The organism is Rhodococcus sp. 1R11 (assembly GCF_004563845.1).
In the GTDB taxonomy this organism is placed as follows: Bacteria; Actinomycetota; Actinomycetes; order Mycobacteriales; family Mycobacteriaceae; genus Rhodococcoides.
Map to the genome: position 1 here is coordinate 1 of NZ_SPNG01000023.1, position 22,394 is coordinate 22,394.

Consider the following 22,394-nt stretch of genomic DNA (forward strand, 5'->3'; position numbering starts at 1 on the left):
ACGGCAGGTTGTCCTCGGTGAGCAGGTTGGTGATCATCGCGGCCTGCGCGACGTCGGAGAGTTTGGACTGCTCCGGGTCGTAGTCCTTGCCGCCGAGGGCGGCGAAGTTGCGGCCCTCGTCCCACGGTACGTAGTCGTGGGGGTGCCATTCGCGCGCCATCGAAATGTGACGGTTCACGTTGTCCTCGGCAGTGGGCACCAGCTCTTGCAGAAGCTCGAGCTGTGTCAGATCCCTCGCCATTAGATCGCCTCCATAGATTGCGTACGACCGGTCCAGCTTACGGCACCGTAGGTTCGGTGTGAACCGTGTCGCGGCTGTTCACTTGCTGTTCGAGCAGTCGTGACGACCGACATCGGCAGATGTGGGGACCTTCGCGACTGCTGCAGTTCTCCCTGCACGTCGCTGCGGACGAGCCGATCGTTACCCCGAGTGTACGGACCGGGTGCCGCCGAATGCAGTTCGGCGGAAGGGTGTGTGGTGCCCCCAGTAGGACTCGAACCTACGACCTGCGGATTAAAAGTCAGAACCCAGAAGTGATCGATACCGATCCTGATTCGTCGTAGTTATCGTCTTGCGCTGGTCGGAAGACAAATGCCCCACTCGGAAACGATCCACATTCTATGGTCACACGGTTCCTCTGTGACCACCCTGAAGACACCAGGAGACGCTCTCGTGCAGGAAGAGCTCGAACCGCTGACGATGTCCGTTGCCGACGCCGCGAAGAGACTTGGCGTTCTCGAAGGCTGGTACGCAACACAATTGCGAGCCGGCAAGCTGCCGGGGCACAAACTAGGCCGTACTTGGCGAATCACCGAGGAGGATTTGCGAGGCGCGCTTGAACTGACGTCTCGGCCAGCGAGAGCGGTTGCGCCCGACCCAGCTGGCTTGACGCCGGGGTCTCGGCGTCGCTTGGAACGAGCAAATCTGAATGGGGTGATTGTGCGTTGACGGGCACCGATGCCGCCAGTGGGGCGTTCGACGAAACGGGGTTGTAACGCCCTGAGCAGGGGGTACGGCAGTCGAACGGCATCCATGAAAGTTGTTGTGTCCCTTCGTCAGCGAAGTATTGTCCCTGCTCAGAGCGGTCGAGTTGCAAACTACTCGGACAGACCGCCGCCTTGTGGACCACCGAGAGGACCGTGAAATGCAGGATGGAATCGCTCGACCCCGTGGAGGTCGCGGAGTTGGAGTACCGCTTGGATGGGCGGTGGTCGCAGTCGGCATGATCGCGGGATGCGGCACAAGCGCGGGACCGGCACCTGTGGCGGGGCCGTCGTCGTCATACGTCGCGCCGCTACCCACTCCCCCATACCAACTGAGGGAGGATCGCGACGGATGGGCAACCGTCTACGTCGTTGACCAACTGTCGGACGATGAACTGTCGCGAGTGTTTCGGGATGCCCGGTTACGGATCATCGACGGTGACGCTGAGGGTGGCTGGTTCGTGTCGGTCAACTGCGGCAGCTACGACGGGCCACGGTTGGGGAACGGGAAGTTCGCGATCGACGATCTGGGGGCGGCACAGACAGGGCTCGCAGCGCCAGGCAGGGTGGAGTTCGAGGCACTACCCAACCGGCAACCCTGCTAACCGAGTGCCGATCCGATCGCGCTGGCCGCTGCGTTCATCGACGTCCTGTCCAAGTGCGTATACGTCGAAATCGTCGTGTTGATCGGCTCGTGACCGACGATGGGGCAGTTTACTGCTCATTGAGGCCGATTCGGACGGCGTACAGGGCCGTTAGCCCGGCCTTGGCCATCGTTACGACGTCCCTCGGCGGGGGTTCGCCGTGTCCGGCCGGGAAGCGCCTGATCGGCTAGCGCGCATCAGTTCTGGCTAGAGTGAAACATATCCCCGACCGTGGACGTTATACATACAGTTGGATAGTCTTGGGATCCACTCTTACTTGGAGGAAACGATGAAGCGACATACTCGGTCTACAGACCAGGCGGATCTGGCGTCTGTGTCCTACTTGGAGACGGCTGACAACAGTCTGTCTCACGAGTACACAGCCGTGTACGACGCGCTCGCGACCCGTAAGCAGTGACACCAGCCGTTACAGAGCCTCTCTGGGAATCCGCCCCGTTAAGTGCCGAGCACCTAACGGGGTTTCTCAGCAGTGGCCGAATTAAGATCGACTCCTGGCTTGCAGACCACGCCCTCCGTTTGCAGGAGGAGGGTGTGTGCCGTACCTATGTATGGGCCGACCAGCATCCTTACGTCAGTGGCTTCTACACTCTTGTGCCGCACCTGATCGACACCGATCGAGACACCGTCCAGTTGTCAGGGCATGCGGGTGGCGCGATCAGCGGTTTTCTGATTGCCAAAATCGGAATTCACCGCGAATCTGCACTGAAGAAGAGCCGAATCGAAGCGCCAAGCGGATCGGGCAAGTTTCTCTCGGTTCAGAACATTTCGATTCTGCTCGTGGAGGCCATGGTCAGGGCAGCCGCCGCCTCACGTATTGGTGGGGGACGGTTCCTCTTCATCGACACTACGATGGAACCTGACTTTCTCGTCAAGGCGTTGAAGAGTTTGAACTTCCTGCCGATCAACGGACAGGGCAGCCCCATGTGGTGCCTGAAACTGGATCGTTAGCTAGATCTCTTTGGATCAGAGTTTTGTGCCCCATCCCGAAACGGGTGGGGCACAACTGTTTCGAAGTATCTAGTAGATCCTGCCGGGGACGCTGGGGAACGCAGGGTACGGAGGCAGTTCGCCGGCCGGTGCTGCGCCGGGGATGAGCTTGCGGGCCGCGGCGCAGAGGGTGGATTCGTCCGAGATGGGTACCACGGGCCCGGTTGGGGTCAGCGGGAAGGCGAAACCGGGTTGAGTGAGGTACGCCGTGGTTTCGGGATCTGCTTCCCACGTATCCCCAGTATGGGTGAGCCAGCGGTCGGGGTCGGTCTTCGACGTGATCTTCCAGTTCATAGCAGCGCCAACACTCCTAGTACGAATGCCTGTAGTTGCCCGGTCTCATCGAACTCACCGCGTTCGTCACTCCGTCCGAGCGTATCTTGCAAACCGACCTGGAACACCTCAGCCGGTTCTCGCGCTGGGTCGGCCTGGGAGTCGGTGGCGTAGGTCTTGCCGGCGTACTTGTTGCGCCACTGGTCCTCATAGCCGATCTCGTGTTCGAGACCATCGACGCCCTGGTAGATCCCGGTCGGTTCTTCGAGGATGCCGTCGGTGACGGATCGTGATCGAACTAGGGCATATTCGAGCTGCGTGAGTCCGGGAACGGCTTGCTCCATGCGGTGGCCCAGTTCGTGGACCATCACCGCTTCGGGGTAGCTACGGAATGCGCCGCGGTAGTCCGGGAGTTCGTCGAAGGATGCGGCGGCGAGAGTGTCGCCGTCGGTTCCACGTTGGAAGAATGCGCGTTCCGCGACTCCGACGCGGAGTGTTCCACGGCCCGCAGCGGCGACGAGCCAGTCGGTGGGGAAGTACTGCTCCATTGCACGCAGTTGAGCCAGCGCGGCCGCCGTACCGGGCTGGAGCCCGCCCGTTGCTGTGGTGATGAGGGCGGCGCTTTGCGGTGCACCGCCGAAGTCTCGGACCTCGGACAGCGCGGACTGAATGATCGCCTGTTCACGTCGAGCGATGTCGCGCTGAATTTCGTTGCGGCGCGGGGAGAGCCACTGCGCAGAGTCGGTCAGTTGCTGTGAGTATTGCCACAGCGAGCATCGGCAGTTTCAGTTCGGAAAACCCAAGACGGCGTCGGGGGAGGACCGAGAAGTCGACCTCGATCAGCAGACCGTCGGCGTGCTGCTTGCTCAGCGCTTCGCCCAGGACGCCGAGCGTGCGCAGTGGGGCGATGCCTATCAGGACCACGGGTCGTGTTCGCCCGCGAGGACGGATCACCGATACCGCCTCAGAGCGTCACAGATCGGTTCAAGAAGGTCCGCGCAGAGTTGGGGCTACGTCCGATCCGGTTGCACGATCTGCGGCACGGACAAGCCAGTCTTCTCCTGGCGGCGGATGTGCCGCTGGCGATCGTGTCAAAGCGTCTCGGTCATTCGTCGATCACGATCACCGCGGATACGTACTCGCATCTGCTCAACGGCGTCGGGTCGAAAGCGGCGGAAGCGGCGGCCGGGTTGGTGCCTCGTGCGGGCCGTGACCAGGGGTTGCGTGACAGCGTTCGTGACCATTCGGTTATCACTTCGGGTGATTCCGAGGCCCCCGATAATGCCTCTGACCAGGAAATACCTGGTCAAGATGGTGCCCCCAGTAGGACTCGAACCTACGACCTGCGGATTAAAAGACACGACGATTCCGTAGTTGTGCCGCTGTTCTCGGAGCCGCTGGAGCGTGCGGCATGACACGATTCTCAAACTTGGTTCAACCGGTGACGTCTCACCAACCACGCCCGAACCTTGTGCTGACTAATCACATCTCGCCAGCTTTCACTCCCACCTCTTCTGTCACGGCCGTAACTTCGGAGAGTATGACAATCGCGACAAAGTTCGCCTACGTCGACGACTGGAAGCTCTGGCAGTTTGCGGCTCGAAAGTCACCGAAGACGATCAGCGAACGTATACGACTCATTACCCAATTCGGCAACGAGGCTCAGTTGCAGCCCGCCTCGGCGACATCGATGCAGATCATGGAATGGCTGGCCTCGCACACGGAATGGTCCGACGGATCTCACGTCACCTACTTTTCGTACCTCGGCGCTTGGTACAAGTGGTTGCAGATCCAAGACCATCGTCTCGACAATCCGATGATCAAGCTCGGGACGCCCTTGCAGCCGGACCGTGAACCGCACCCGACGTCCGACCGGGGCCTACTGGACCTCCTCACGTCTCGAATCCATCACAAGACGCGCGGGATGATCCTGCTCGGCGCTCTGCAGGGATTCCGTGTCGGCATGATCTGCAAGGTGCGGGGCGAAGACGTCGATCTGAGCGTCCCGAACATTCGATCGACCGGTAAGCGCAAGAAACAACGCACGTACCCCTTGCACCCACTCGTGTACGAGTTCGCGCTGACCATGCCCGAACGCGGATGGTGGTTCCCCGCGAACTCGAAACTGCCAGGGGAGCACGTTCTTCCGGGTTCGGTGACGGACGTGATCAGCCGAGCTATGCGACGAGCGGGAGTGGCCGGCACCGCGCACTCTCTCCGTCACTGGACCGGGACCACGCTGCTCGACGAAGGCGCAGACCTACTCACCGTCAAAGAGCTGCTCGGACACGCATCGGTCAGCAGCACGCAGATCTACACCAAGATCCCGGACCGTCGACGTATCGAGGCTGTGCACACGCTGGACCCATTCCGCTACGCGAAGCGCGATAGCGCTTAGCTCACAACACCACTCGGGGGAATCGCATGTCCCGTTCACGTATGGCCGTGCTCGCCGCGGCCGTGACCATTGCCGTACTTGTGGCGACTGGCTCGTCGGTCCTGTCGTTCACCGCGCTCGCCGACCTGGCAGCGAAGAACGGCGTTGCGTCGTCGCTGGCCTGGATCGTCCCTCTCATCGTCGATGCGACGGTGCTCGGATCTACGCTGGCCGTCGTTGCGCTGGCCGAAGGCAAGGCCTTTGCGTGGGCACTGCTGGGTCTGTCGGCCGCTCTGTCTATAGCCGGGAACATCGCTCACGCGTGGAGTTCGGGGCCGATCGCCATTGCCATCGCCGCGGTACCGCCGATCCTGCTGCTCGCGACTACCCACCTCGTGGTGCTGCTCGCCGGAAAATCGGCACCGATTGCTGATGCTGAGCACAAGCTGTGCAGGCCCGTGCCGCTGTGGCCAGTCGAGGGGAAGACGATCCCGTCGACAGTTCCGGACCTCGCTGGTAGCTGGCGTAATGCTCGCAACCAGGCTGCGGCGGAAACTGCTGCGTGACCTGATGCGTACCGTCTGGTACACATCAACGCATGAACCGGTCGTTCCCGGCGCTTATTGCTAGCGCCCTCATTGTTGCTGGCTGCTCGTCCGGTGCGGGTTCGCCTGAGCAGTTCACGGGGACCGTCCAGTACTACGGCAACACCGACCGTATGACGGTCGAGTCGCAATCTTGCGAGTTCGCTGGCGGTACCGTCACAGCAGGTGACCAGGTCGAAATGCGTGGCGAGCACGACCAATCTGTTGCCATGTCTAAACTCACGTCCGCTCGATTGATTCCCAACGACGGACCGTCTGCTGATGGTGTCTGTTCATTCGAGGCGCGGTTCCTGAATGTCCCGGCTACAGAGGCGGCGTACCGAATCACACTGGGAGAGTTCGAGACCGAGGTCTTCACCGAGTCGGAGCTAACGGCCGGTGCCGCGGTGCAGTTGAAGAGCCTGATCGAGGATGCGTTGGGGCGATAGTCCTGAATTGGTCCCGTCCAACGAAAAATGGCCCCCACCTCCGAAGAGGTGGGGGCCATTTTTCGCGCGGACTGTCGGGGTGTAGCTCTACGGTCTGTTGGATGAAGCTCTACCGCCGCGGTGATCAATGGTCAGAAGCGGCACCGAAATTCTGTCCGCGCGGGCATCGACTCGGGCCCGGCCGCGTACTCGTCGGCTCTCAGGTCTGCTCGTGCGAGGTCCACCACCATCGCACTCACGCCTGCCGTGAGTGCGATGCGGTCACCTACACCCCGCCCATGACTGCGGAGTGCACCGATTCCAGTTTCGACGGCCGCGCCCGGTAGGTGTGCATTTCCGCGTTATGTGCCCGTTTGGATCGCGACTACAGACGCATCCGGTTACGGTCACGGCGTGACCTCGCGCCCGCTTTGCATGTTCTGCCAGCGACCCACCAGCAAGTCCCAGATGACCGGCGAACATGTGGTCCCACGATGGCTTGCCACCGAGCTGCTGGGCAACCCGCCATACACGGTGACGGATCATTCCCGGTCGTTGGCACCTCGAGACGTGCGCGATTTCGAGTTGAAGCTTGACCGTGTGTGTCGAGCTTGCAATACAGGATGGATGTCCGACCTCGAAGCGGCAGTCAAGTCGGACGGTCAACTCCTTGGGCTCATCAGGGGTGCCAGGCCGGAGTCGATACAGCTCAACCCTGTTTCGCAGATCAACCTGGCGTCCTGGATCGTCAAAACATGCCAGGTCTTCGACAGAATGGGAGCCCTGCCACCGGTGTTCACCGTGGTAGACCGCGCCAACTTCGAACGGGAGCGCGTTCCCTCCGCCTCAACCCGGGTAATGCTCGGAACGATGCACGGGGACCGGCTGCTGCGTTTCTACGCGGCGAGGAGCACCGACCAGTTGGTCGTCGTGACGACACTGCAGATCAGGCACCTGATCATGCAGACCCTGGTCGGATATGAGGGCGGCGCGACGGGTACTGCGAGTGCCGTCCAGATTTGGCCGATCCAAGTACCCGCCGCGATGGCTCCACCTGTCGAATTCTTCACCGAGGACGAGCTGAACGAGTTCGCTGGCCATCCACTGACCAGCACCGAGCGCGATCAGTAGGGCGCTCAACATTCATCGGATGTTGCTGATGAAGTTGTCGAACGTTGTCACCCGAGCACCAGCCGCCACTGCGGTCTGCATTGCCGACAAGACTGCTGCCCACTTCGCCGGTGAGGTCGAGTTACCGCCCGTGTCCGGTGCGCCCGCGGTCACATCGTGGATGCACAGGACGAGTAGCCCTTTGTCCTTCACAGTGTTGGTGATCGCCGTCTGAACACTGGCGGTCGACTCGTACCCGACGTTGCATCGTTGAATCGCAAAGCGCCGCGGTGGTGAGACCGACTCGTTGAGTAGTCGGGTCGCCGTAAGCGCTGCGGTGTAGTACTCGCGCACCGTGTCCTCGGCTGCGCGGTTGTGGTTGCCGATCGGCCACGCGAATGTGCGGGCCGCGAAACCGTTGGCGTCTTGCCACGACTGGATCGACTCCAGCTCAGCGATCCGCTGATCGACGGTCATCGAGGACATACTGACGCCGTGCGCTGCTGCCGAGTATGCGTGCGCGCCGATCTCCCAGCCGTAGGTGTCGTACATCGACTTCATCCACGGGAAATCCCAGTTGGATGCGCCCTGTGTCACCGGCTGAATCTGGTCGATGATCGGGTACAGCGTGGCAGGCCAGCCGCGCGAGTTGAGGTCGGGGGCGCAGACTGTCTTCTGCGAGAGCAGCGTGTCGTCGAACGTGGGAATGATGACGGGCCCCGCGTTGAACGGATCTTTCGCAATGGCCTCGATACTCGCCACGCGCAGTGTGCAAGGAGTGCCAGCCGGTCCACCCACTGTGATGGCGATTCGGCTGATGTCGGTCCATGTCGGCGCGGTGCCGGTCTGACCGAACTCGCTCAGGGGAATGTCGACGATCTCCCAGCGGCCCGCCTGCCAGGGGAAGTTCGTGCCTTCCGCGCCGCCGCCGCCCGCGACGATCTTGTTGTTGTTGAAGTAGAACCCGAAGTTGGACTTGCCCATGAACAGGTCCACGAACTGCCCCGCCACGGCGATGCTGTACTTGAGGTAGAGCCGGATCGCCGATGCACCGGACAGGTCGACAGGAGAGCTGCCGAAGCTGTACTCGGCCGTCGCGTTACCGCCCGCGTTGCTGGTGACGAGCTTGAGGGATTGGCTGCCACGGATCACGTCTGAGGTGTCGTTCATGTTCGACGCCGCTGCGTCGAGACCGCCGCCCGTGGGGGTGAAGTTGTGGCCGGACTGATACAGCTTCCACGACGCGATGACCTTCGTGGTGGAGAGTCGTCGGCGCTTGATCTCGCCGGGTGCCACCACCTGCGACTTGAGTGGATAGAGATTGTCGGCCTGGCTTCGGGAAATTCCGGGTACGTCGAGTATGCCCATGTCAGCTCACCACTATCGCGGGTACGGCGGTGGCTGCACCGGCAGCGTTCCGCGTGATGGTCGGTTGTGTGTAGGTCTTGGTGGCAGGGCTGCCGTATGTGATGCGGTAGCCGTCGACTGCGCCGGGGAATGCCGTCGACAGCGTCTCGGCGGTGAAGGTGCCCGGTGTTCCGTCCGGCCAGACGACAGCCGCGCTCGTGACGGCCTGGTTGGCGTTGCGGGTGATGGCTCCCGAGATCAGCAGATCGGGGTTCTTCGCCAGCCGCTCGAAGGGAACGTAACGAGAGTCACCGACCGTGCCGACACGTTCGTCGAGCTGGTCGGCGGTCAGTCGATCCGGAAGGTGTTTGTCGCGGACCTTGTCACCCGGTCCGAGGGTCGGAAAACGTGCCATGAGCGTTCCTCTCAGGAAAGTACGAAGGTGTCCGGGTCGGACGGATCGGCGTCGAGGCCGCCACCGGCCGTGACGATGAATGTGTCCGGGTCGTTCGGGTCCGGCACGAGCGACTGCCCGCCCCCACCGCCGCCCCCGGCTGCGGCTTCCTCCGCACGGATCGCTGCCGCCTCGGCACGCGCTGCGGCCTGCTGAGCTGCGTTGACGACGGGCGGGTCGTACACGAACGCCGAGTCGAGTACCTCGCGGAGCGAGATCTCGGTCCGGCCGTCGTCCGGGACGACGACCGTCTTCGGCTTCACATCGGTCATCCCGCCGCGGATCTGCACCACCAGCGGTCCCGGCTCGACTGCGACCGTGCCCTTCCCGGCTGTCAGATCGACGTACACAGGATCGGTCAGCGTGACCCGATCCTGTGTGACCGCCGAGCCTCGTTGCTTCGGTGGGTAGACGCTCACGGCACGCGCCATGGTGACCGGACGGCCACCGACGTCGGCGAGGTCTATCTCCAGGTTCACCATGACCATGTCCGGTCCCCTCTCGTTTCGTTGTTGTCAGTCCTGCTGGCCGAGTTCGCGCTCGCGGTCTCGGGTGAACTCGTAGAGCGATCGGTGCTCCGGTGGCCGGCGCTGCCAGCCCTGCGAGATGCCGTACAGGCTGTCGTCGCGATGCCACGTGGCGTCGTACTCGAGGTACTTCTCGTACAGATCGACCTTCGCGGTCAGGGCCTTCACCCGCGGCTCCAGCGCAACGACCTGCCGCTTGAGATCGGCGATGTCGGCGGCTTCGACTGCTCGCTCACGCTCGGCTCGCTCACGCCACCGCTTACCGAGCGGGCCGAAGATCTTCGCGCCGGTCTCGGAGACCTCGGAGACGATCTGCCCGACGTAGCGGACGACGACCAGGACAATCACCAGGCCGATCAGCCAGGGATTGCTGGGGATCAGAGCGGCAATGTCAGTCGGCACCACGACACCTCCGGTCCCACGCCTGTCGGAACGCGGTCTTGCTGGCGCTGAACAGCACTGCGTGCACGACGACAGCACCGAACAGCCAGCCCGACGCGGTACGCCACCCGAACCAGCCCTCTTTGTCCATCACCTCCGCGAGAGCACCGAAAGCGAATCCAACGAACAGCGCGGCGAGCACGCCGTGCGCGAGCGCCGCCAGCGGGAGCCGGGGCGTGTAGACCCCGATCAGGCCCACCACCCCGGCTCCGATGAAGATCCATCCCCAGATGTGGAACGGCAGCAGGGCCTCGACCTGAGAGAGCGTCGCCGGGTAGGCGTACATGGGGAGCCGCACATAGTCGATGCCGCGGCTGATCGCGGCCGTGAGCAAACTGAGCTGCAGCACGAACGCCATGTCCTCGGTGACGACGAGCCGGAGCCGCTCGATCCTCGGCCACACCCGGCCCACCATCAGCTGCCCTCGGTGCGGCGTCCCTGTGCCACGTCACCGTCGTCGACGACCGGGCTCTTCTCGTCGCCGTAGCGCACGTGCTCGAAGTACGACTCGTTGCTGGGGATCTCGGAGTACTCGTCCTCGTCGAGATCGACGATCGTCGAGCCGACCGGTGCGAGCGACGGCACGCCCTTGGTCGATCCGAGGTTCATGCTGCCGAGGGACGTGAGCACCGAGACCAGGACCGCGGTACCGGCGAGGGTCAATGCTTTGTCCCACTGCACATCACCGAACCCGCCCGCTACCGGGATCGCAGCGACGAGCGTGCCGGTGAACGTGCGCGCGGCCCGGTCGGCGAGATCGATCAGGAAGTTGCCGGAGCTGAGCAGTGTCGCCGTCGAGAGGGCGAGCAGCACCGTTGCGAGCGTGGCGAGTCCTGCGGACGACAATGCGGCCGGCCACGACACCGACAGGATCGTCGCTCCCGCTCCGAGGAAGATGAGCACGTTCTGCACGAACGTCTTCGACGCCCGGTCGGCGAGGTCGAGCCAGAATGCCTTGGTGTCGATCGAGAGGTCGAGGACGCCGATCTCTGCGTCGAGGTGGACAGTGTTATCGGATGCAGCCATGGTCTTACCCTTCTGATTGTGCCTGTGTTTCAGGACTTTTCGGTGAGTGTCTGCTCGTCGCTCTGAATGTCGACCGCGAGCACGTAGGCGACGAACCCTGCGGCCGCAGCAACGATCACTGCGGCCGCAAGGAACGGGACTCGGTAGTTCACAGCCCCAACGCATTCCACGTCGCGGGTCCGACGATGCCGTCGACGACCAGTCGGGCTCGCGTCTGAAATTCACGGACAACTCTGTCCGTGGCCGGTCCGAAGTCGCCGTCGACGACGAGCTTCGAGTACAGCGGGTAATCCCGGTTCAGACGCGCCTGGAGGTCGCGCACGGCCTGCCCGGTCGCGCCGATCCGGACGACCGGGCGTGCGTTCGGCGCAGCGGGTGGAGGCGCGTACACAGGCCCAGCAGAACCGAGCTTGCCCTCACGGATCTTCTGCGCGAACGCAGCGAGCTTCGGTGAGGAACCGTCGCCGGATGCCGTGCCCGAGTTGAGCTGCCAGTGCATCGGATCGCGGCGATCCCAGTCCTGACCCCAGAAGATGTTGCCCTCGAACAGTCGCATTCCCTCACGGCACCGTCCGATCTGGTGCTGGGTGAAGTTCCTCGATGCGTCGACCTTCCAGGGATGCCACGGCGCATTGATGTCGACGCCGGTAGCGGAGATGTGGTTCGAGGATGCGACCTCGTTGGTTGCAGACCATCCCCACACCTGCGACTTGATGGGCTCGACGTTGGCGTTGTACCAGTCCATCCAGCTTCGGAGGACGGTCGCGGCGTCACCCGATCTGACGAGCACCGGCTTGCCTGCGTAGAACAGGGTGATGCACTCGTTGCTGTCGCAGTTACGCCACCCGTTCTCGGAATGCGTCCTGCCGTAGATAGTTCGGAAACTCATTGCTGCTCCTGTCGTCGTCTGCGGTTGAGGAATCGCCCGGTGATTGCTGCTGCGCGGACGATCTTGGAATCGGGCTCGGGAATGATCGAGAAGGTGATGTTCAGCAGTGTCACCGCGCCGTCGAGTCCGTGATCGCGAATGTAGTTCTCGGCGAGGTCGATTCGGATCAGGTACGCAGGCCACTGCGATGGTTGGTGCAGCTCTGCCAGCGCCTCGGGCGTTGCCGGAACAACGATTTCGGTGGTGCGGTCCTCGTGCATCACCCAGACAGCGTCGGGGTGACTGTCGTGGGCGAGCAACTCCAAGAGTTGCTCGCCTGTCACTTTCACGGCTCGATCTCCGGTTCTCCCGGTCCCGGTAGCTCGGGGCCCAGTTCCGGTTCGACGTCGATCACGGTGGCCGCAGGGATCGGGGGCAGCGCACCGACGAGCGTTCCGCCGACCCACACACCGTCTCTGTACGTGTTCATCAGCCCGTCGCGCAGGACAACACTCCACTCACTGCCATCCTTGGTGAACGTTGCATCGAACGTCATGCCGCCTCCTCTGCCAGAACCACGTTGTCGCGGAGGCCGAAATAGTCGAATTTGCCACTGTTGACAGCGAATCCGCCACGGCGGCATTCGAGTCCGCCGTATTGGAAACCGGCACCGCGAGTTCCGAGCGCGCCAGGGGTCGGCTCGGTGTAGCTGGCGACCGGTACCCACGTCGTGGTGCCGACCGCGTTCTTCTCGACGACGTGAATCTCCTTGTCGTCGTCATCGAGACCGACCGTGACGCGGTACCCCGCAGCCTCCGGAGTGTCGGCGATGGTGTCGAGAACGGTGCGGGTACCGCCTGCGAACCGGCAGAGCGTTGTCGTCGTCAGGTTCTGCTCGACCGACATGTACGTCTTGCCGCCCGAGTCCGAGTGATAGATATACGACTGGATCTGCACGCTCATCTCGACGGGCGACCACTCGCCGACCACGTCGTTGTAGGCGACGCGCTCCTTGTACAGCGACCGCTGCGTGCCATTGGTAGTTCCGGAGAACCCGGCGCGGCCACCGCTGGCCGTGAGCCGATACAGGCCACCGACCGACAACACGGAAGTCCATCGAGAACTCATCGACTCGTCGAACGGGTCGAACCACTCACGAGGCTGCGGGTCACCTTTACGCAACCTCACACCGATGCCGACCCAGGGAACGAACGGGCTCGAATACAACTGCGAGGTCTTCGGCAGCGTAGCCCCCACCGTCAACGGCGAGGTGCTCGTGAAATGCACCTTCTGCTGCCTCGGAAACGCATCCGGATCCAAAGGGAGGTTGGGCTGGCTGTTGCAGTACAGGGCTCTGCGAGAGCCCGTACCGACCTGGTGGATACCGACGAACATCCACTCACCGAAACCGAACAGCAGATCCTCGGGCATGGTGACGTTGACCAGCTGGAGGGCATTACTGATAATTGGTGTCTGATCCGGCGACACCCACTCGATCACCAGTACGCCGTCCTCGGTCATCCGGCCGATGTAGACGTACAGCGGTGGCCGCGACGACAGACCTGAGCCGATGAAGAACGACACCGTCGCGCGGCCAGCGCTGTACTTCGATTGAATCCACACTCCCTCAACGACGTTCGCCGCGGGCGTGTAGTCCGGGATTGTTTTGAGGAATTGCAGGCTGTGGCTGTGCGACGTCGAACCAGACTCCGAGCTGGTCGTCGAGCTAACCGACTTCACGTTGTCGGTCAGGCCGAAGATTGGGAACGACACCTGTTGACCCGGCACCATCGACACCCACGAATCGACCGCAGGAATGTTGTCCGCCAACTGAATCAGCTCCGAGCGGACCTGCTGGACCTTGATGTTGTTCGCGGCCGCTGATGCAGACGCGGCCGCGGCCGCCGTCTGCGCGGCCGAGGCCGCGGTGTTCGCGTTCGAGGCCTGATTCTTGATGCCCAGCAGGCCCCCGATCAGATCACCGATATTCCCGATCACACCGAAGACGCCCTGCGCGAGCATTCCGACGAGGCCACCGATTCCGTTTCCGAAGCCGCCCAACAGGTTGTTGGTCATATTGGATCGAGCGCTACCGTAGGCAGCATCGAGCGGGGCTCGCTGGGCCGCAGTGATTTTCGCCTGCGTTTCGTTCTGGACGTTCTTAACGCCACTCTCTCCGACGGTCCCGACGTACGCGACGTCGGGCCGGGGCTTGTCGGGTGCGATACCCATCTAGTCGCCTCCGATTTCCGATGCGACCGCGTGATCGCCCGCATCGGCTGCCGTCGGAGCCTCCGGAGCCCGAATAACCCCGCGCTCCTGCAACTTCTGAGCGAGGGCCATCAGCTGCGCACCGGACGCCTGATCGAGATCGTCATCGATCAACAGGTCCTGCTGCTCGGCGGCAGCTGCGGCGAGCACCTCTGGCGAATCCTCGTAATCGATTGGCACCCACTTGACCTCGCCGACGCCCATCCACGACACGCCCTGCTGCTCGGGAGCACCGACGATGATCGCCTTTTTGGTCTGCAGCTCGGGATGGTGCCGGAACCCTGCGTCGTAGAGCTGCCGAGACAACCCTCGGAGCGATTCCTCCGGGGCGATCATCGGCACCCCCGGCGTCTCCTCGATACCCACCACCGCCCACAGTGCCGCCTCCTCGGGGACGTTTGGATCGCAATACGCCTGTGTCGGAATCATCTAGATCACTCCCAACTGTTGACCTGCCACGAGCGCCGATCGCAGCAACCGAATGTTCTTCTCGCCGGGGGCCTCGTTGACCCGCGGATCGCCTGTGATCGCCGACCAGCCGCGGCTGTCGCGGTCGTAGTCGTAATCGATCTGGCTGGCCTGCTCGACGAACACGACGCCCTTGCGGGGGAAGTCCTTGTTCGTCACACCGATTCGGGACCCGAGCCACCAATGGCCCTGCCCCTGATCGCCGATCCGATACGGCCGGCCATCTCCGAGGGTCGCGGCGTGGGTGGTGCGCGGCCGCGTCTTGTGAAAGGTGTCCCGCAGGTCCATCAGCGACGAGAGGGTGTAGGCCCGTTTCGCCGAATCCGACCGTCCCTCTTGGTAATGCGACCATCCGTAGCGCAGTGCGCGCACCGGACTTTTGATCGTCCACCACGCCCCGACAGTGTCGGTGTAGATCGGCTTCAGGAACGTGTCCGCGATGACTCCGGCCGTCGGTAGACCGATCAACTGCCCGAGGTAGTTGCCGCCCAACACGATTCCGTTGCTCATCAGCTCGTTGACGCCGGGTGCGCTGTGGCCACCCGCAACGACTTGAACCACGGTGCCGGGGGTGAACGACCAGTCGAACGCATCGATCCCCGATATCTGCCCGTCGCGATAGACGACGTACGGCTGACGAGGGAACGTGCCGACCCACTTGCCGACGATGTTCTGGTACGGGTCGATCGAGCCGGTGACGGTGGTGACGATCTCGTCGACCAGGTTGTCGGCGAGCTGCACGACGGTCCGGACGAGTCCGTCCCAGATCGTGCCACCGGTCGAGGTCTCGTCCCAGTAGCCAGAGACGTCGACGACGTCGAACACGATCGCGCCGGGGCGAATGTTCGCACCGGGCCACGGCGGTGGGTCACCGGCAAGGTAACGCCGGGTGGTGACCATCAGTTGCGCGTCGGCGAGCGTTCCCTCGGCCATGTCGTGCCAGTACTCGAACCGGGAGGACAGCACCGTCCACGGCGACGAGTCCGACAGCAGACTGTGCGGATTGACGACCATGTTCCAGTTCGACATGTTGAACGCCTGGCCCCACTGCGCGAGGTCCATCGGGTCGTCGGGCAGAGAGAACCAGTTGCCCTCCAGGCGCATAATGTTGAGGAACAGCGCCAGCTTGAGCATGTAGCGGGACGGGCCTGCGAGAACGAAGGCCCTCTTCTGGATGATGCTGGGCAGGTACGGCGAGCACCAGACGAGCAGGTTCTTCAGCTCTTCGTAGTCGTCGAGAAAGTTGAGCTCGACGTACCGCTTGCCGTCCTTGCCGACCGTGATGCGCGTCGATGCGTCGCCCGCGCAACGGCCACCCCAGCGGGCACCGTCCTTGTCGAACGTCAGGTGCACGTTCTGTTTCGTCCGGCCCCACGGGTCGATCGCCCAGTTGGTCAGGTAATGCCCCACCGGGAGAAGTAATCTCGCCGAACCGGTGTTGTTCATCCGCCACTGAAAGTGGCCCTCGTACTCGTTGGTGACGCGGCCGCGGTAGACCATGTCGCCGTCCCACAGTCGCACGAGCGGCCGCTTACGACGACGTCGCGCGATCCGATCCTGCTCCCGGTCCGCGTCGTCGGCGATCCGCTGCATCCGCTCGAGCAGCTCGGGGTCCATCAACAGCGGGTTCGTGGGATCGGCGGCTACCGGCATATCAGACCCACCCTCCGAGCATCGACGACCAGTTGCGCCGCATCGTGACCATGACCGAGACACCGAGCGCCGTCGCCGTGATCGGCACGTCGACGGGCTCGTTGGTGTCCTCGGGTATCGGGAAGTCGAATTCCACTCCGGCAGAACGCCCGACGAACATCGGGTTGATGTTCGACCGCCACGTCTCGTGATCCGGATAGGTGTCGATCACGAGGTTCTCGCCCGGAGCGAGCGAGGGAACCCAGATCGCACGATTACGGAATTCGTAGTCGTCCTCCTCCGGATCTGTCTCCCAGGAAAGATCCGGGATCTGCACGCGCACTGTCGATCCGGATGCCGGGTTGTCGATCGTCCATTTCAGGAAGCTCGGCCAGTCAGTCGGATTAGACAGCCGCACCGTCTCGCGGTACACCACCGAATACGAGGTGGTGCCGCCGTTGCCATTCGGCAGAACGATCGGCGTAGTCAGGTTCACCCGGTTCTCGGCCGATGCCTTGAACAGGTCGTACACATCGTCCTCGACCCAGAACGGCCACGTCGGCCGCGCCTGGATGACCACGAATCCCCAGCCGTTGAAGTTCGGATCGAATTCCGGTTCATACGATAGGTTTTCGATCAGCTGGAGTTTCAGCTTACGAATTCCCTCGCCGGTCGTGGCGACGAGCGTTCCTTGCTTGCTCGTCGACCACGCCCGCCGAAACCGCGAATAGACCTGCTGGACAGTCATCTCGGTCGTCGACGCGAAGTCGACCCGGAGGACGGCCGTCATCATGTCGACCTTGTCGCCGTCGAACGTGGCCGACTGTTGGAATGCGCCCTGCGACCAGATCGTCGAACGCGGCGTCTCCCAGATCCCCTTGGGGCTGAGACCGAGTGACACCGGGGAGATCCCCGGCATCACCCCTTCCCCGGACAGCGGCCACACCGAGCCGTCGTGACCGTGCCATTCCAGCTTGATCAGATCCTGCGCCGTCATCAGAGGGTCCCCCATGCCGCAGCCGAAGCCACCATTTCCGCCACCTTCCACCTGCGAATTGCGTCGTCCTGATCAGCTGCGTAGATGTTGAAAATCGGCGACGGACGCTCAGGGGCCGATGGCTGCTGACCGAGACGGAAGTCAGTGCCCGAGTTCATCGCTCGGAGGATGGCCGGGTTGTCCGCCGCATTCGCCGATCGAGAATTGACCACGTACTCCTTCGCTTCGAGCAGAGCCGGAACCTGATCTCGGCCACTCGGACCGGTGACGTCACCACCGGAGTGGTAGGCACGCACACCCTTCGTCGCCCGCAGACCCGCCACCAGATTCGACAGCGGCAACTGCGGATCGTTCGGCAGCGACGGATCACGGTTCGCCGCGAACGCCTCGTTCGAGAGCGCCCACAGGTTCGCCGGATCGCCGCCCGACCGAGCCCCGATCTGCTCGACCGTGCGCGCCGTCGTCGACAGCGCCGACCCCGCGCGCCGCAGCGCCTCGTCGACCACCGGCACCCACTGCTCAGGTCCCTTGGACGGGTCGTAGACCACCGGGGAGTCCGCCAGCATCTGCTGCTGCGTCGGCGACCCCGCAGTCGACGCACCGATCGACGACGGCAACTCCGAGGGCATACCGAGCGCATCGCGATCGGCCAAGGCCTTACCGAGCATCTGAGCGGCTTTGACCGCAGACGGCAGCTCGTTCGGGATACCGAGGACGCCGAGGGCCTCCTCGACCTGACCGGAGATGAAGTCCCGAGCGAACGAGCCCGCGAGATCCGACCATGACGACGGGGTGTCACCCGACTCGGACTCGGTCTTCGTCCCCGCGAGCGCGAGAGCCTTACGGGCCTTGTCCAGTTCGGCGTCAGCCTTGAGCTTCTCGGCATCGGTGGCGTCCGGATCGTCGTAGACCTCGTTACGGCGAGTGTTCGCCGAATCGAGGGCCACCTGAGCGTCGATCCGCTCGTTCTCCGCATCCGAGAACGAGCGCGACAGCTCCGGAGCCTGCGGAGCAGGACCCTCGGCCACCCACGACGCCACCTCATCCTTCTTTGCCTGAAGATCGGTGACCTTCTGCTGCGCGATCTCGACTTTCTTGTTGGCCATGTCGAGATCGGCCTCGGACTTCTTACCCTCGGCAAACTCGGCCTCGACCTTCGCCCGCGCCTCCTCGGCGCGAGTGATCGCGATCGCTGCCTCCTCGAGCTGCAGCTGTTGCTTGTCGGTCCACTCCGGACGCTTACGCGAGCTGCTAGTGCTGCTGCTGCGCGAGAGCGACCCGGACGACGGACCGGCACCACCGGGGATCGGCAGGTACGCGAAGTCGGTGTTCTCGGCCGCATCTGCTCCGTCGACACCGCCGACCATGCCGCCGCCGTACGAGCCGCCCATCTCGACGTTCGTGCCACCGGGCAGGGTGCCCAGCGCGTGACCGCCACCGGGACCGCCGTTGCGCCAGCCCATCCGAAGATCGTTCGGACCGCCACGGCCAGTGAGGAATCCGAGTGCAGACAGCGCCGCACCCATCGTCGCCGTCGCGAACCGATCCGCGAACGCAGGCAGACCGACAGCGAATCGCGCGATCGCCGACATCGCTCCCGAACAATCGCCCCACTTGACGCCCGCCCAGTCGTACGTCGCCCCGGTCAACGGTTGGCTCTCGCTACCGTTGACGAAGTCGAGCAGCTCTTGCTGGGTCTTCACACCGACCCGGCCACCGTCTTCGTAGCCCGGCAGCTTCGGGAAAGTGCCGGCATTGATCTGAGCCAGCTCGCGGTCGTACTTGTCCGACGAGCGTTCGTTGACGACCCACTCGCCCGCGTCGACGCGCACGATCGGAGCACCCGCGCTGGAAACTCCGAGGAACCCATCGGTCCTGTCGGTACCCGGCCCCGTCGTCGGCATCCGCCCACCCGACGCACGGCCCGGTAACGGGATGCCTCCGGGAACCGGAATGTTCGGCTGCGGTGCGTTGATGATCGGCGTTGTGCGAGAGAGGTTGTCGAGCGCACCTTGGATGACACCGATCCGGGTGAGGATCTGGTCATCGCCGATCATCTTGACCGTGGTGGTCTTGTCCATCGGGATCAGGCCGTACGCGTCCGCGAGAGCGATCGCGCGTTGTTCGGTCCAACCCGCCTCGACACGCTGCCGGATGAACTCGTCGCGGACCTTCATACCCGCCAGCTCGACGGCAACGGCCGCGTCCTCGGCCGAGAGCTTCTGCTCGGTCGCCGACTGCGCCGCCTGCGCACCGGCCTGGTCAAACGCACCCTGGACCGACTTCATCGCGTCGAACAGGCGCGAACCGGCCGCTGTAGTGGTGTCGATCTTGCCGGACGTCTCGTCCACTGCCGCAGCACCTTCGGCCGACGCCTCGGTGAATCCGCGCAGCGCATCGTTGACCCGCTTCTGCGTTTCCTCGGCCGTCATCTGGTCGCCGCGGAACCGGCCCATCGCACTCGTCAGCGAATCGACGCCACCGGCCGCGCCGACCGAGCTGGTCGCGATGTCGGCGAACGCATCCTTGACCTGACTGGCCGAGGACTGCGACTCGACAAGTTCTCGACGCATTGCCGAGTACTTCTCCACCAGGCCGTTGCTCGACCCACCGGCCGATCGCAACTTCTGATCGAGGTCACGCCACGCCGCACCACTGCCGGTGACACCGGCCGCGAGATCGCGGTTGCTGAGCCCGAGCTTGTCGAGCGCAGCCTTCGCTCGCTCCGCCTGCTGCGCTGAGTCGCCGACCTCCATGAGGTCGCCGATCTGGTTGCCCTGGCCGAAGCTGAACGACTCCTGGAAGAACGCAACCGTCTTGTCCCACTTGCCCGGTAGACGATCCGCGGCCGCGTCGAGTTCTTCGTCGATCTTCTCGATCTGAGCGGTGACGACGGACTTGACGCCCTTGTCAGCTACACCGCCGGACTCACCGAACGCGTCGTCGAGGCCCTCGCGGAACGTGACCATCGACTTCGAGAAATTCGAGGCTGCGGACCGAGTGGCGTCGAGGCCCTCGGACATCTTGTCCGACGACGAGTTGAACGCCATCACGCCGCCGATAGCAGCCGCGATTCCGATCATGAATCCGCCGCCGCCACCGAGGAACGAGGACACCTTGCCCGCGCCTGTGCGCAGTGCTGAGAGCCCACCGGTTGCCACGCCCTGAGCGCGAGCACCGAGTGTGGCGACACCGGCGACCGAGGATCGGGCGGCACCAGCCAAACCGGTCGACGATGCTGCCGCTGTGCGTTGTGCGGCAGCGAAGGCACCCAGGGCCGTCGTCTCGCCGCGTAGAGCTGCTGTGCGTACACCAGAGGCCAAAGCCTGCGATCGCGTTGCCACGGCGGACTGCAGGCGTGCCGCGAGCCCGAGGCGTTCGGCCGGTACCGCAGCACCGTTGGCAGCGATATCCGCCCGCAACGCGGCCGTGTGATTGATCAGCGCGTTCGTCAGCGCCATCTGCGCCGCGATCTGCGCGGGCATCATGATCGCGTTGGCGATACGTGCGGCCTGATAGCCGGTCTCGACGACCTGCGCCGCCGCCATCGACACCGCGACACCGCCGAGCGCGACACCGAGCAGGTCGGCGTTGTCAGCCGCGAAGCCCATCACAGACCCGAGCACGTTGACACCGGACGCGACGACAGTCGCCGTGTCGCCGCCCAGACCGATCAGCGAACCACCAAGAGATCCCGCAGCCGAGGTGAGCTTGTCGACCATGCCGCCGACGCGGTCGGACACACTGCCGACCTCGTCGATCGACGTCGACGCCGATTCGCCGGCCGACTGGATCGCATCGAACGTCGACGCCACCTGCTCGCCCGCCGAGCCCGAGAAGAACCGGGACACAGCGTCGTACGCCGAAATAGCGCCGTCGCGAATATCGAACAGGACGTCGACAGCCTTCGAATCCTCGTCGAGCCCGAACGTCATCTTCGATCCCGCGAAGTCACCCTTCGCCAGGATCGACCACACGCCCTGCACACCGTCGGTGATCATCCGCAGCCGGGCCCCGAGCCGCTCCATCTTCGTTCCGGAGCCCTCGATCGACTCGCCGGACGAGATGAACGCGGACCCCATCTGCGACAGGCCCTCGGCTGCGGCCTTCGCCCCGACCTGGACCTGTGGCGCGATCTTGTCGGCGAACGAGGTGACCTGCTTCAGGCCATCCTTGATCATCGGCAGGAACGGCTCGATCGCGTTCGCGCCCGCGCGGCCGAGCGCAGCCTTGGTGTTCTCGTACGAACCACGCAGCGTCTTACCGGATTCGAGAGCAGCGCCCCCGATGTTCTCCTCGATGACCTTTTTGAACGTCGCCGAGTCGACCTCTCCGGCCTTGACCATCTTCGACAGCGCCTCGGACGACACGCCGTACTCGTCCTGGAGCCACTGGAAGATCGGAATACCGCGGTCGGACAACTGATTCAGGTTGTCGGTGAAGGCCGTCCCTGAGGACTGCACCTTGTTAAAGACCGAACCCATCTCTTCGAGAGAGGTACCGGCGATCGTCGCCGCGTCACCGGTCAATGAGAGGTACTTCTGCAGTTCCTCGCCGGGCTTGATACCGGCAGCCACAGCGGACGCTGCGATGGTCGCTGCGTCGCCGAGGCCGTAAGCGGTGCCCTTGACCGACGCGAGTGCCGAATCCATGATCGTGGCCACCGACTGTGCATCGTGTCCGAGACCGGAGAGCTTGCCCTTGGCGTCGTCGATCGCGACCAGACGGCCCATACCCTGAGTCAGAGCGGTGCCGATGACCGCGCCAGCCACCGAACCGGCCGCCAGCGCACCGACTTTGAGCGATGCGCCGAGACCGCGGGCGAGCTTCGATCCCATTCCCTGACCGGACTTCTCTGCTCCCGCCTGCGCGGAGTTCAGAGCCGACGAGATCGAGGGGCCGAGCTTGGACGTCTCGCCCACGATGCTGATGTATCCAACGCCCAGCTCGGTCAA

Annotated in this window: 23 protein-coding genes and 1 pseudogene; 6 read left to right on the forward strand and 18 right to left on the reverse strand. The window is 63.7% G+C overall.

The window, feature by feature from the left end:
- On the reverse strand, window positions 1-241 hold a 241-nt coding region (locus tag E4P29_RS25355), incomplete at its 3' end, for an acyl-ACP desaturase (protein WP_167735607.1).
- Between the two features lie 1,939 nt (window positions 242-2,180).
- On the opposite strand from E4P29_RS25355, the gene E4P29_RS25365 reads away from it, so the two are divergent.
- Window positions 2,181-2,597, forward strand: coding sequence for a hypothetical protein (locus tag E4P29_RS25365; RefSeq protein ID WP_135047961.1), 417 nt, complete (start codon window positions 2,181-2,183; stop codon window positions 2,595-2,597).
- Window positions 2,598-2,666: 69 nt separating this feature from the next.
- On the opposite strand, the gene E4P29_RS25370 is transcribed toward E4P29_RS25365, so the two are convergent.
- Window positions 2,667-2,930 carry a hypothetical protein gene (locus tag E4P29_RS25370; RefSeq protein ID WP_135047963.1) on the reverse strand — a complete coding sequence of 88 codons (264 nt, stop codon included), beginning with the start codon at window positions 2,928-2,930 and terminating at the stop codon, window positions 2,667-2,669.
- Window positions 2,927-3,457, reverse strand: a complete 531-nt coding sequence (locus E4P29_RS25375) for a hypothetical protein (protein ID WP_135047965.1) — start codon at window positions 3,455-3,457, stop codon at window positions 2,927-2,929. The genes E4P29_RS25370 and E4P29_RS25375 overlap by 4 nt, the downstream gene beginning before the upstream one ends.
- Window positions 3,458-3,838: 381 nt before the next feature.
- Between E4P29_RS25375 and E4P29_RS25380 the strand changes: the two genes are divergently transcribed.
- The 5 genes from E4P29_RS25380 to E4P29_RS25400 all read left to right on the forward strand — a co-directional run bounded on the left by E4P29_RS25380 (window position 3,839) and on the right by E4P29_RS25400 (window position 7,429).
- Window positions 3,839-4,324, forward strand: coding sequence for a tyrosine-type recombinase/integrase (locus E4P29_RS25380; protein WP_245154496.1), 486 nt, complete (start codon window positions 3,839-3,841; stop codon window positions 4,322-4,324).
- Window positions 4,325-4,449: 125 nt separating this feature from the next.
- Window positions 4,450-5,307, forward strand: a complete 858-nt coding sequence (locus E4P29_RS26180; RefSeq protein WP_167735617.1) for a tyrosine-type recombinase/integrase — start codon at window positions 4,450-4,452, stop codon at window positions 5,305-5,307.
- 26 nt (window positions 5,308-5,333) lie between these two features.
- A complete protein-coding gene (locus E4P29_RS25390) occupies window positions 5,334-5,852 on the forward strand; it encodes a DUF2637 domain-containing protein (RefSeq protein WP_135047967.1) in 519 nt (172 codons plus the stop codon).
- A 32-nt stretch (window positions 5,853-5,884) separates the two neighbouring features.
- A complete protein-coding gene (locus tag E4P29_RS25395) occupies window positions 5,885-6,319 on the forward strand; it encodes a hypothetical protein (RefSeq protein WP_135047969.1) in 435 nt (144 codons plus the stop codon).
- A 606-nt stretch (window positions 6,320-6,925) separates the two neighbouring features.
- Window positions 6,926-7,429, forward strand: a complete 504-nt coding sequence (locus tag E4P29_RS25400) for a hypothetical protein (protein WP_135047971.1) — start codon at window positions 6,926-6,928, stop codon at window positions 7,427-7,429.
- A 12-nt stretch (window positions 7,430-7,441) separates the two neighbouring features.
- Here the strand turns inward: E4P29_RS25400 and E4P29_RS25405 are convergent, their stop codons facing one another.
- From E4P29_RS25405 to E4P29_RS25470, 15 genes and pseudogenes are all read right to left on the reverse strand, one after another.
- Window positions 7,442-8,776, reverse strand: coding sequence for a polysaccharide deacetylase family protein (locus E4P29_RS25405; protein WP_135047973.1), 1,335 nt, complete (start codon window positions 8,774-8,776; stop codon window positions 7,442-7,444).
- 1 nt (window position 8,777) lies between these two features.
- Window positions 8,778-9,170: a hypothetical protein gene (locus E4P29_RS25410; RefSeq protein WP_135047975.1), complete on the reverse strand. Its 393-nt coding sequence runs from the start codon at window positions 9,168-9,170 to the stop codon at window positions 8,778-8,780.
- 11 nt (window positions 9,171-9,181) lie between these two features.
- Window positions 9,182-9,697: a hypothetical protein gene (locus E4P29_RS25415; protein WP_135047977.1), complete on the reverse strand. Its 516-nt coding sequence runs from the start codon at window positions 9,695-9,697 to the stop codon at window positions 9,182-9,184.
- A 27-nt stretch (window positions 9,698-9,724) separates the two neighbouring features.
- Window positions 9,725-10,138: a hypothetical protein gene (locus tag E4P29_RS25420; protein ID WP_135047978.1), complete on the reverse strand. Its 414-nt coding sequence runs from the start codon at window positions 10,136-10,138 to the stop codon at window positions 9,725-9,727.
- On the reverse strand, window positions 10,128-10,580 hold the full coding sequence (locus E4P29_RS25425; RefSeq protein WP_135047980.1) for a hypothetical protein: 453 nt from the start codon (window positions 10,578-10,580) through the stop codon (window positions 10,128-10,130). Before E4P29_RS25425 ends, E4P29_RS25420 begins: the two co-directional genes overlap by 11 nt.
- A gap of 11 nt (window positions 10,581-10,591) precedes the next feature.
- Window positions 10,592-11,203, reverse strand: a complete 612-nt coding sequence (locus E4P29_RS25430; protein WP_135047982.1) for a holin — start codon at window positions 11,201-11,203, stop codon at window positions 10,592-10,594.
- A gap of 29 nt (window positions 11,204-11,232) precedes the next feature.
- The gene (locus tag E4P29_RS26580; RefSeq protein WP_280634560.1) at window positions 11,233-11,355 is read right to left on the reverse strand and encodes a hypothetical protein; all 123 of its coding nucleotides are present in this window, start codon (window positions 11,353-11,355) and stop codon (window positions 11,233-11,235) included.
- Window positions 11,352-11,525: pseudogene (locus E4P29_RS26495) on the reverse strand (peptidoglycan-binding domain-containing protein); the annotation flags it as partial. The gene E4P29_RS26580 and the pseudogene E4P29_RS26495, both read right to left, overlap by 4 nt.
- 563 nt (window positions 11,526-12,088) lie before the next feature.
- Window positions 12,089-12,421, reverse strand: coding sequence for a hypothetical protein (locus E4P29_RS25440; protein WP_135047986.1), 333 nt, complete (start codon window positions 12,419-12,421; stop codon window positions 12,089-12,091).
- Window positions 12,418-12,627, reverse strand: a complete 210-nt coding sequence (locus E4P29_RS25445; RefSeq protein ID WP_135047988.1) for a hypothetical protein — start codon at window positions 12,625-12,627, stop codon at window positions 12,418-12,420. The genes E4P29_RS25440 and E4P29_RS25445 overlap by 4 nt, the downstream gene beginning before the upstream one ends.
- Entirely contained in the window at window positions 12,624-14,303 is a 1,680-nt protein-coding gene (locus tag E4P29_RS25450; protein ID WP_135047990.1) for a hypothetical protein, read from the reverse strand. The genes E4P29_RS25445 and E4P29_RS25450 overlap by 4 nt, the downstream gene beginning before the upstream one ends.
- Window positions 14,304-14,771 carry a DUF2744 domain-containing protein gene (locus E4P29_RS25455; RefSeq protein ID WP_135047992.1) on the reverse strand — a complete coding sequence of 156 codons (468 nt, stop codon included), beginning with the start codon at window positions 14,769-14,771 and terminating at the stop codon, window positions 14,304-14,306.
- Window positions 14,772-16,463, reverse strand: coding sequence for a phage tail protein (locus E4P29_RS25460; RefSeq protein WP_135047994.1), 1,692 nt, complete (start codon window positions 16,461-16,463; stop codon window positions 14,772-14,774).
- A 1-nt stretch (window position 16,464) separates the two neighbouring features.
- Window positions 16,465-17,439, reverse strand: a complete 975-nt coding sequence (locus E4P29_RS25465; protein WP_167735618.1) for a hypothetical protein — start codon at window positions 17,437-17,439, stop codon at window positions 16,465-16,467.
- Complete coding sequence (locus E4P29_RS25470) at window positions 17,439-22,394, reverse strand: tape measure protein (protein ID WP_135047998.1); 4,956 nt, start codon at window positions 22,392-22,394, stop codon at window positions 17,439-17,441. Before E4P29_RS25470 ends, E4P29_RS25465 begins: the two co-directional genes overlap by 1 nt.

Coding starts and splice junctions, on each gene's coding strand:
- E4P29_RS25370 (WP_135047963.1), bottom strand. CDS start 2,930: ATGAACTGGAAGATCACGTCGAAGACCGACCCCGACCGCTGGCTCACC.
- E4P29_RS25375 (WP_135047965.1), bottom strand. CDS start 3,457: ATGGAGCAGTACTTCCCCACCGACTGGCTCGTCGCCGCTGCGGGCCGT.
- E4P29_RS26180 (WP_167735617.1), top strand. CDS start 4,450: ATGACAATCGCGACAAAGTTCGCCTACGTCGACGACTGGAAGCTCTGG.
- E4P29_RS25390 (WP_135047967.1), top strand. CDS start 5,334: ATGTCCCGTTCACGTATGGCCGTGCTCGCCGCGGCCGTGACCATTGCC.
- E4P29_RS25395 (WP_135047969.1), top strand. CDS start 5,885: ATGAACCGGTCGTTCCCGGCGCTTATTGCTAGCGCCCTCATTGTTGCT.
- E4P29_RS25400 (WP_135047971.1), top strand. CDS start 6,926: ATGTCCGACCTCGAAGCGGCAGTCAAGTCGGACGGTCAACTCCTTGGG.
- E4P29_RS25405 (WP_135047973.1), bottom strand. CDS start 8,776: ATGGGCATACTCGACGTACCCGGAATTTCCCGAAGCCAGGCCGACAAT.
- E4P29_RS25410 (WP_135047975.1), bottom strand. CDS start 9,170: ATGGCACGTTTTCCGACCCTCGGACCGGGTGACAAGGTCCGCGACAAA.
- E4P29_RS25415 (WP_135047977.1), bottom strand. CDS start 9,697: ATGGTCATGGTGAACCTGGAGATAGACCTCGCCGACGTCGGTGGCCGT.
- E4P29_RS25430 (WP_135047982.1), bottom strand. CDS start 11,203: ATGGCTGCATCCGATAACACTGTCCACCTCGACGCAGAGATCGGCGTC.
- E4P29_RS25445 (WP_135047988.1), bottom strand. CDS start 12,627: ATGACGTTCGATGCAACGTTCACCAAGGATGGCAGTGAGTGGAGTGTT.
- E4P29_RS25450 (WP_135047990.1), bottom strand. CDS start 14,303: ATGGGTATCGCACCCGACAAGCCCCGGCCCGACGTCGCGTACGTCGGG.
- E4P29_RS25455 (WP_135047992.1), bottom strand. CDS start 14,771: ATGATTCCGACACAGGCGTATTGCGATCCAAACGTCCCCGAGGAGGCG.
- E4P29_RS25460 (WP_135047994.1), bottom strand. CDS start 16,463: ATGCCGGTAGCCGCCGATCCCACGAACCCGCTGTTGATGGACCCCGAG.
- E4P29_RS25465 (WP_167735618.1), bottom strand. CDS start 17,439: ATGACGGCGCAGGATCTGATCAAGCTGGAATGGCACGGTCACGACGGC.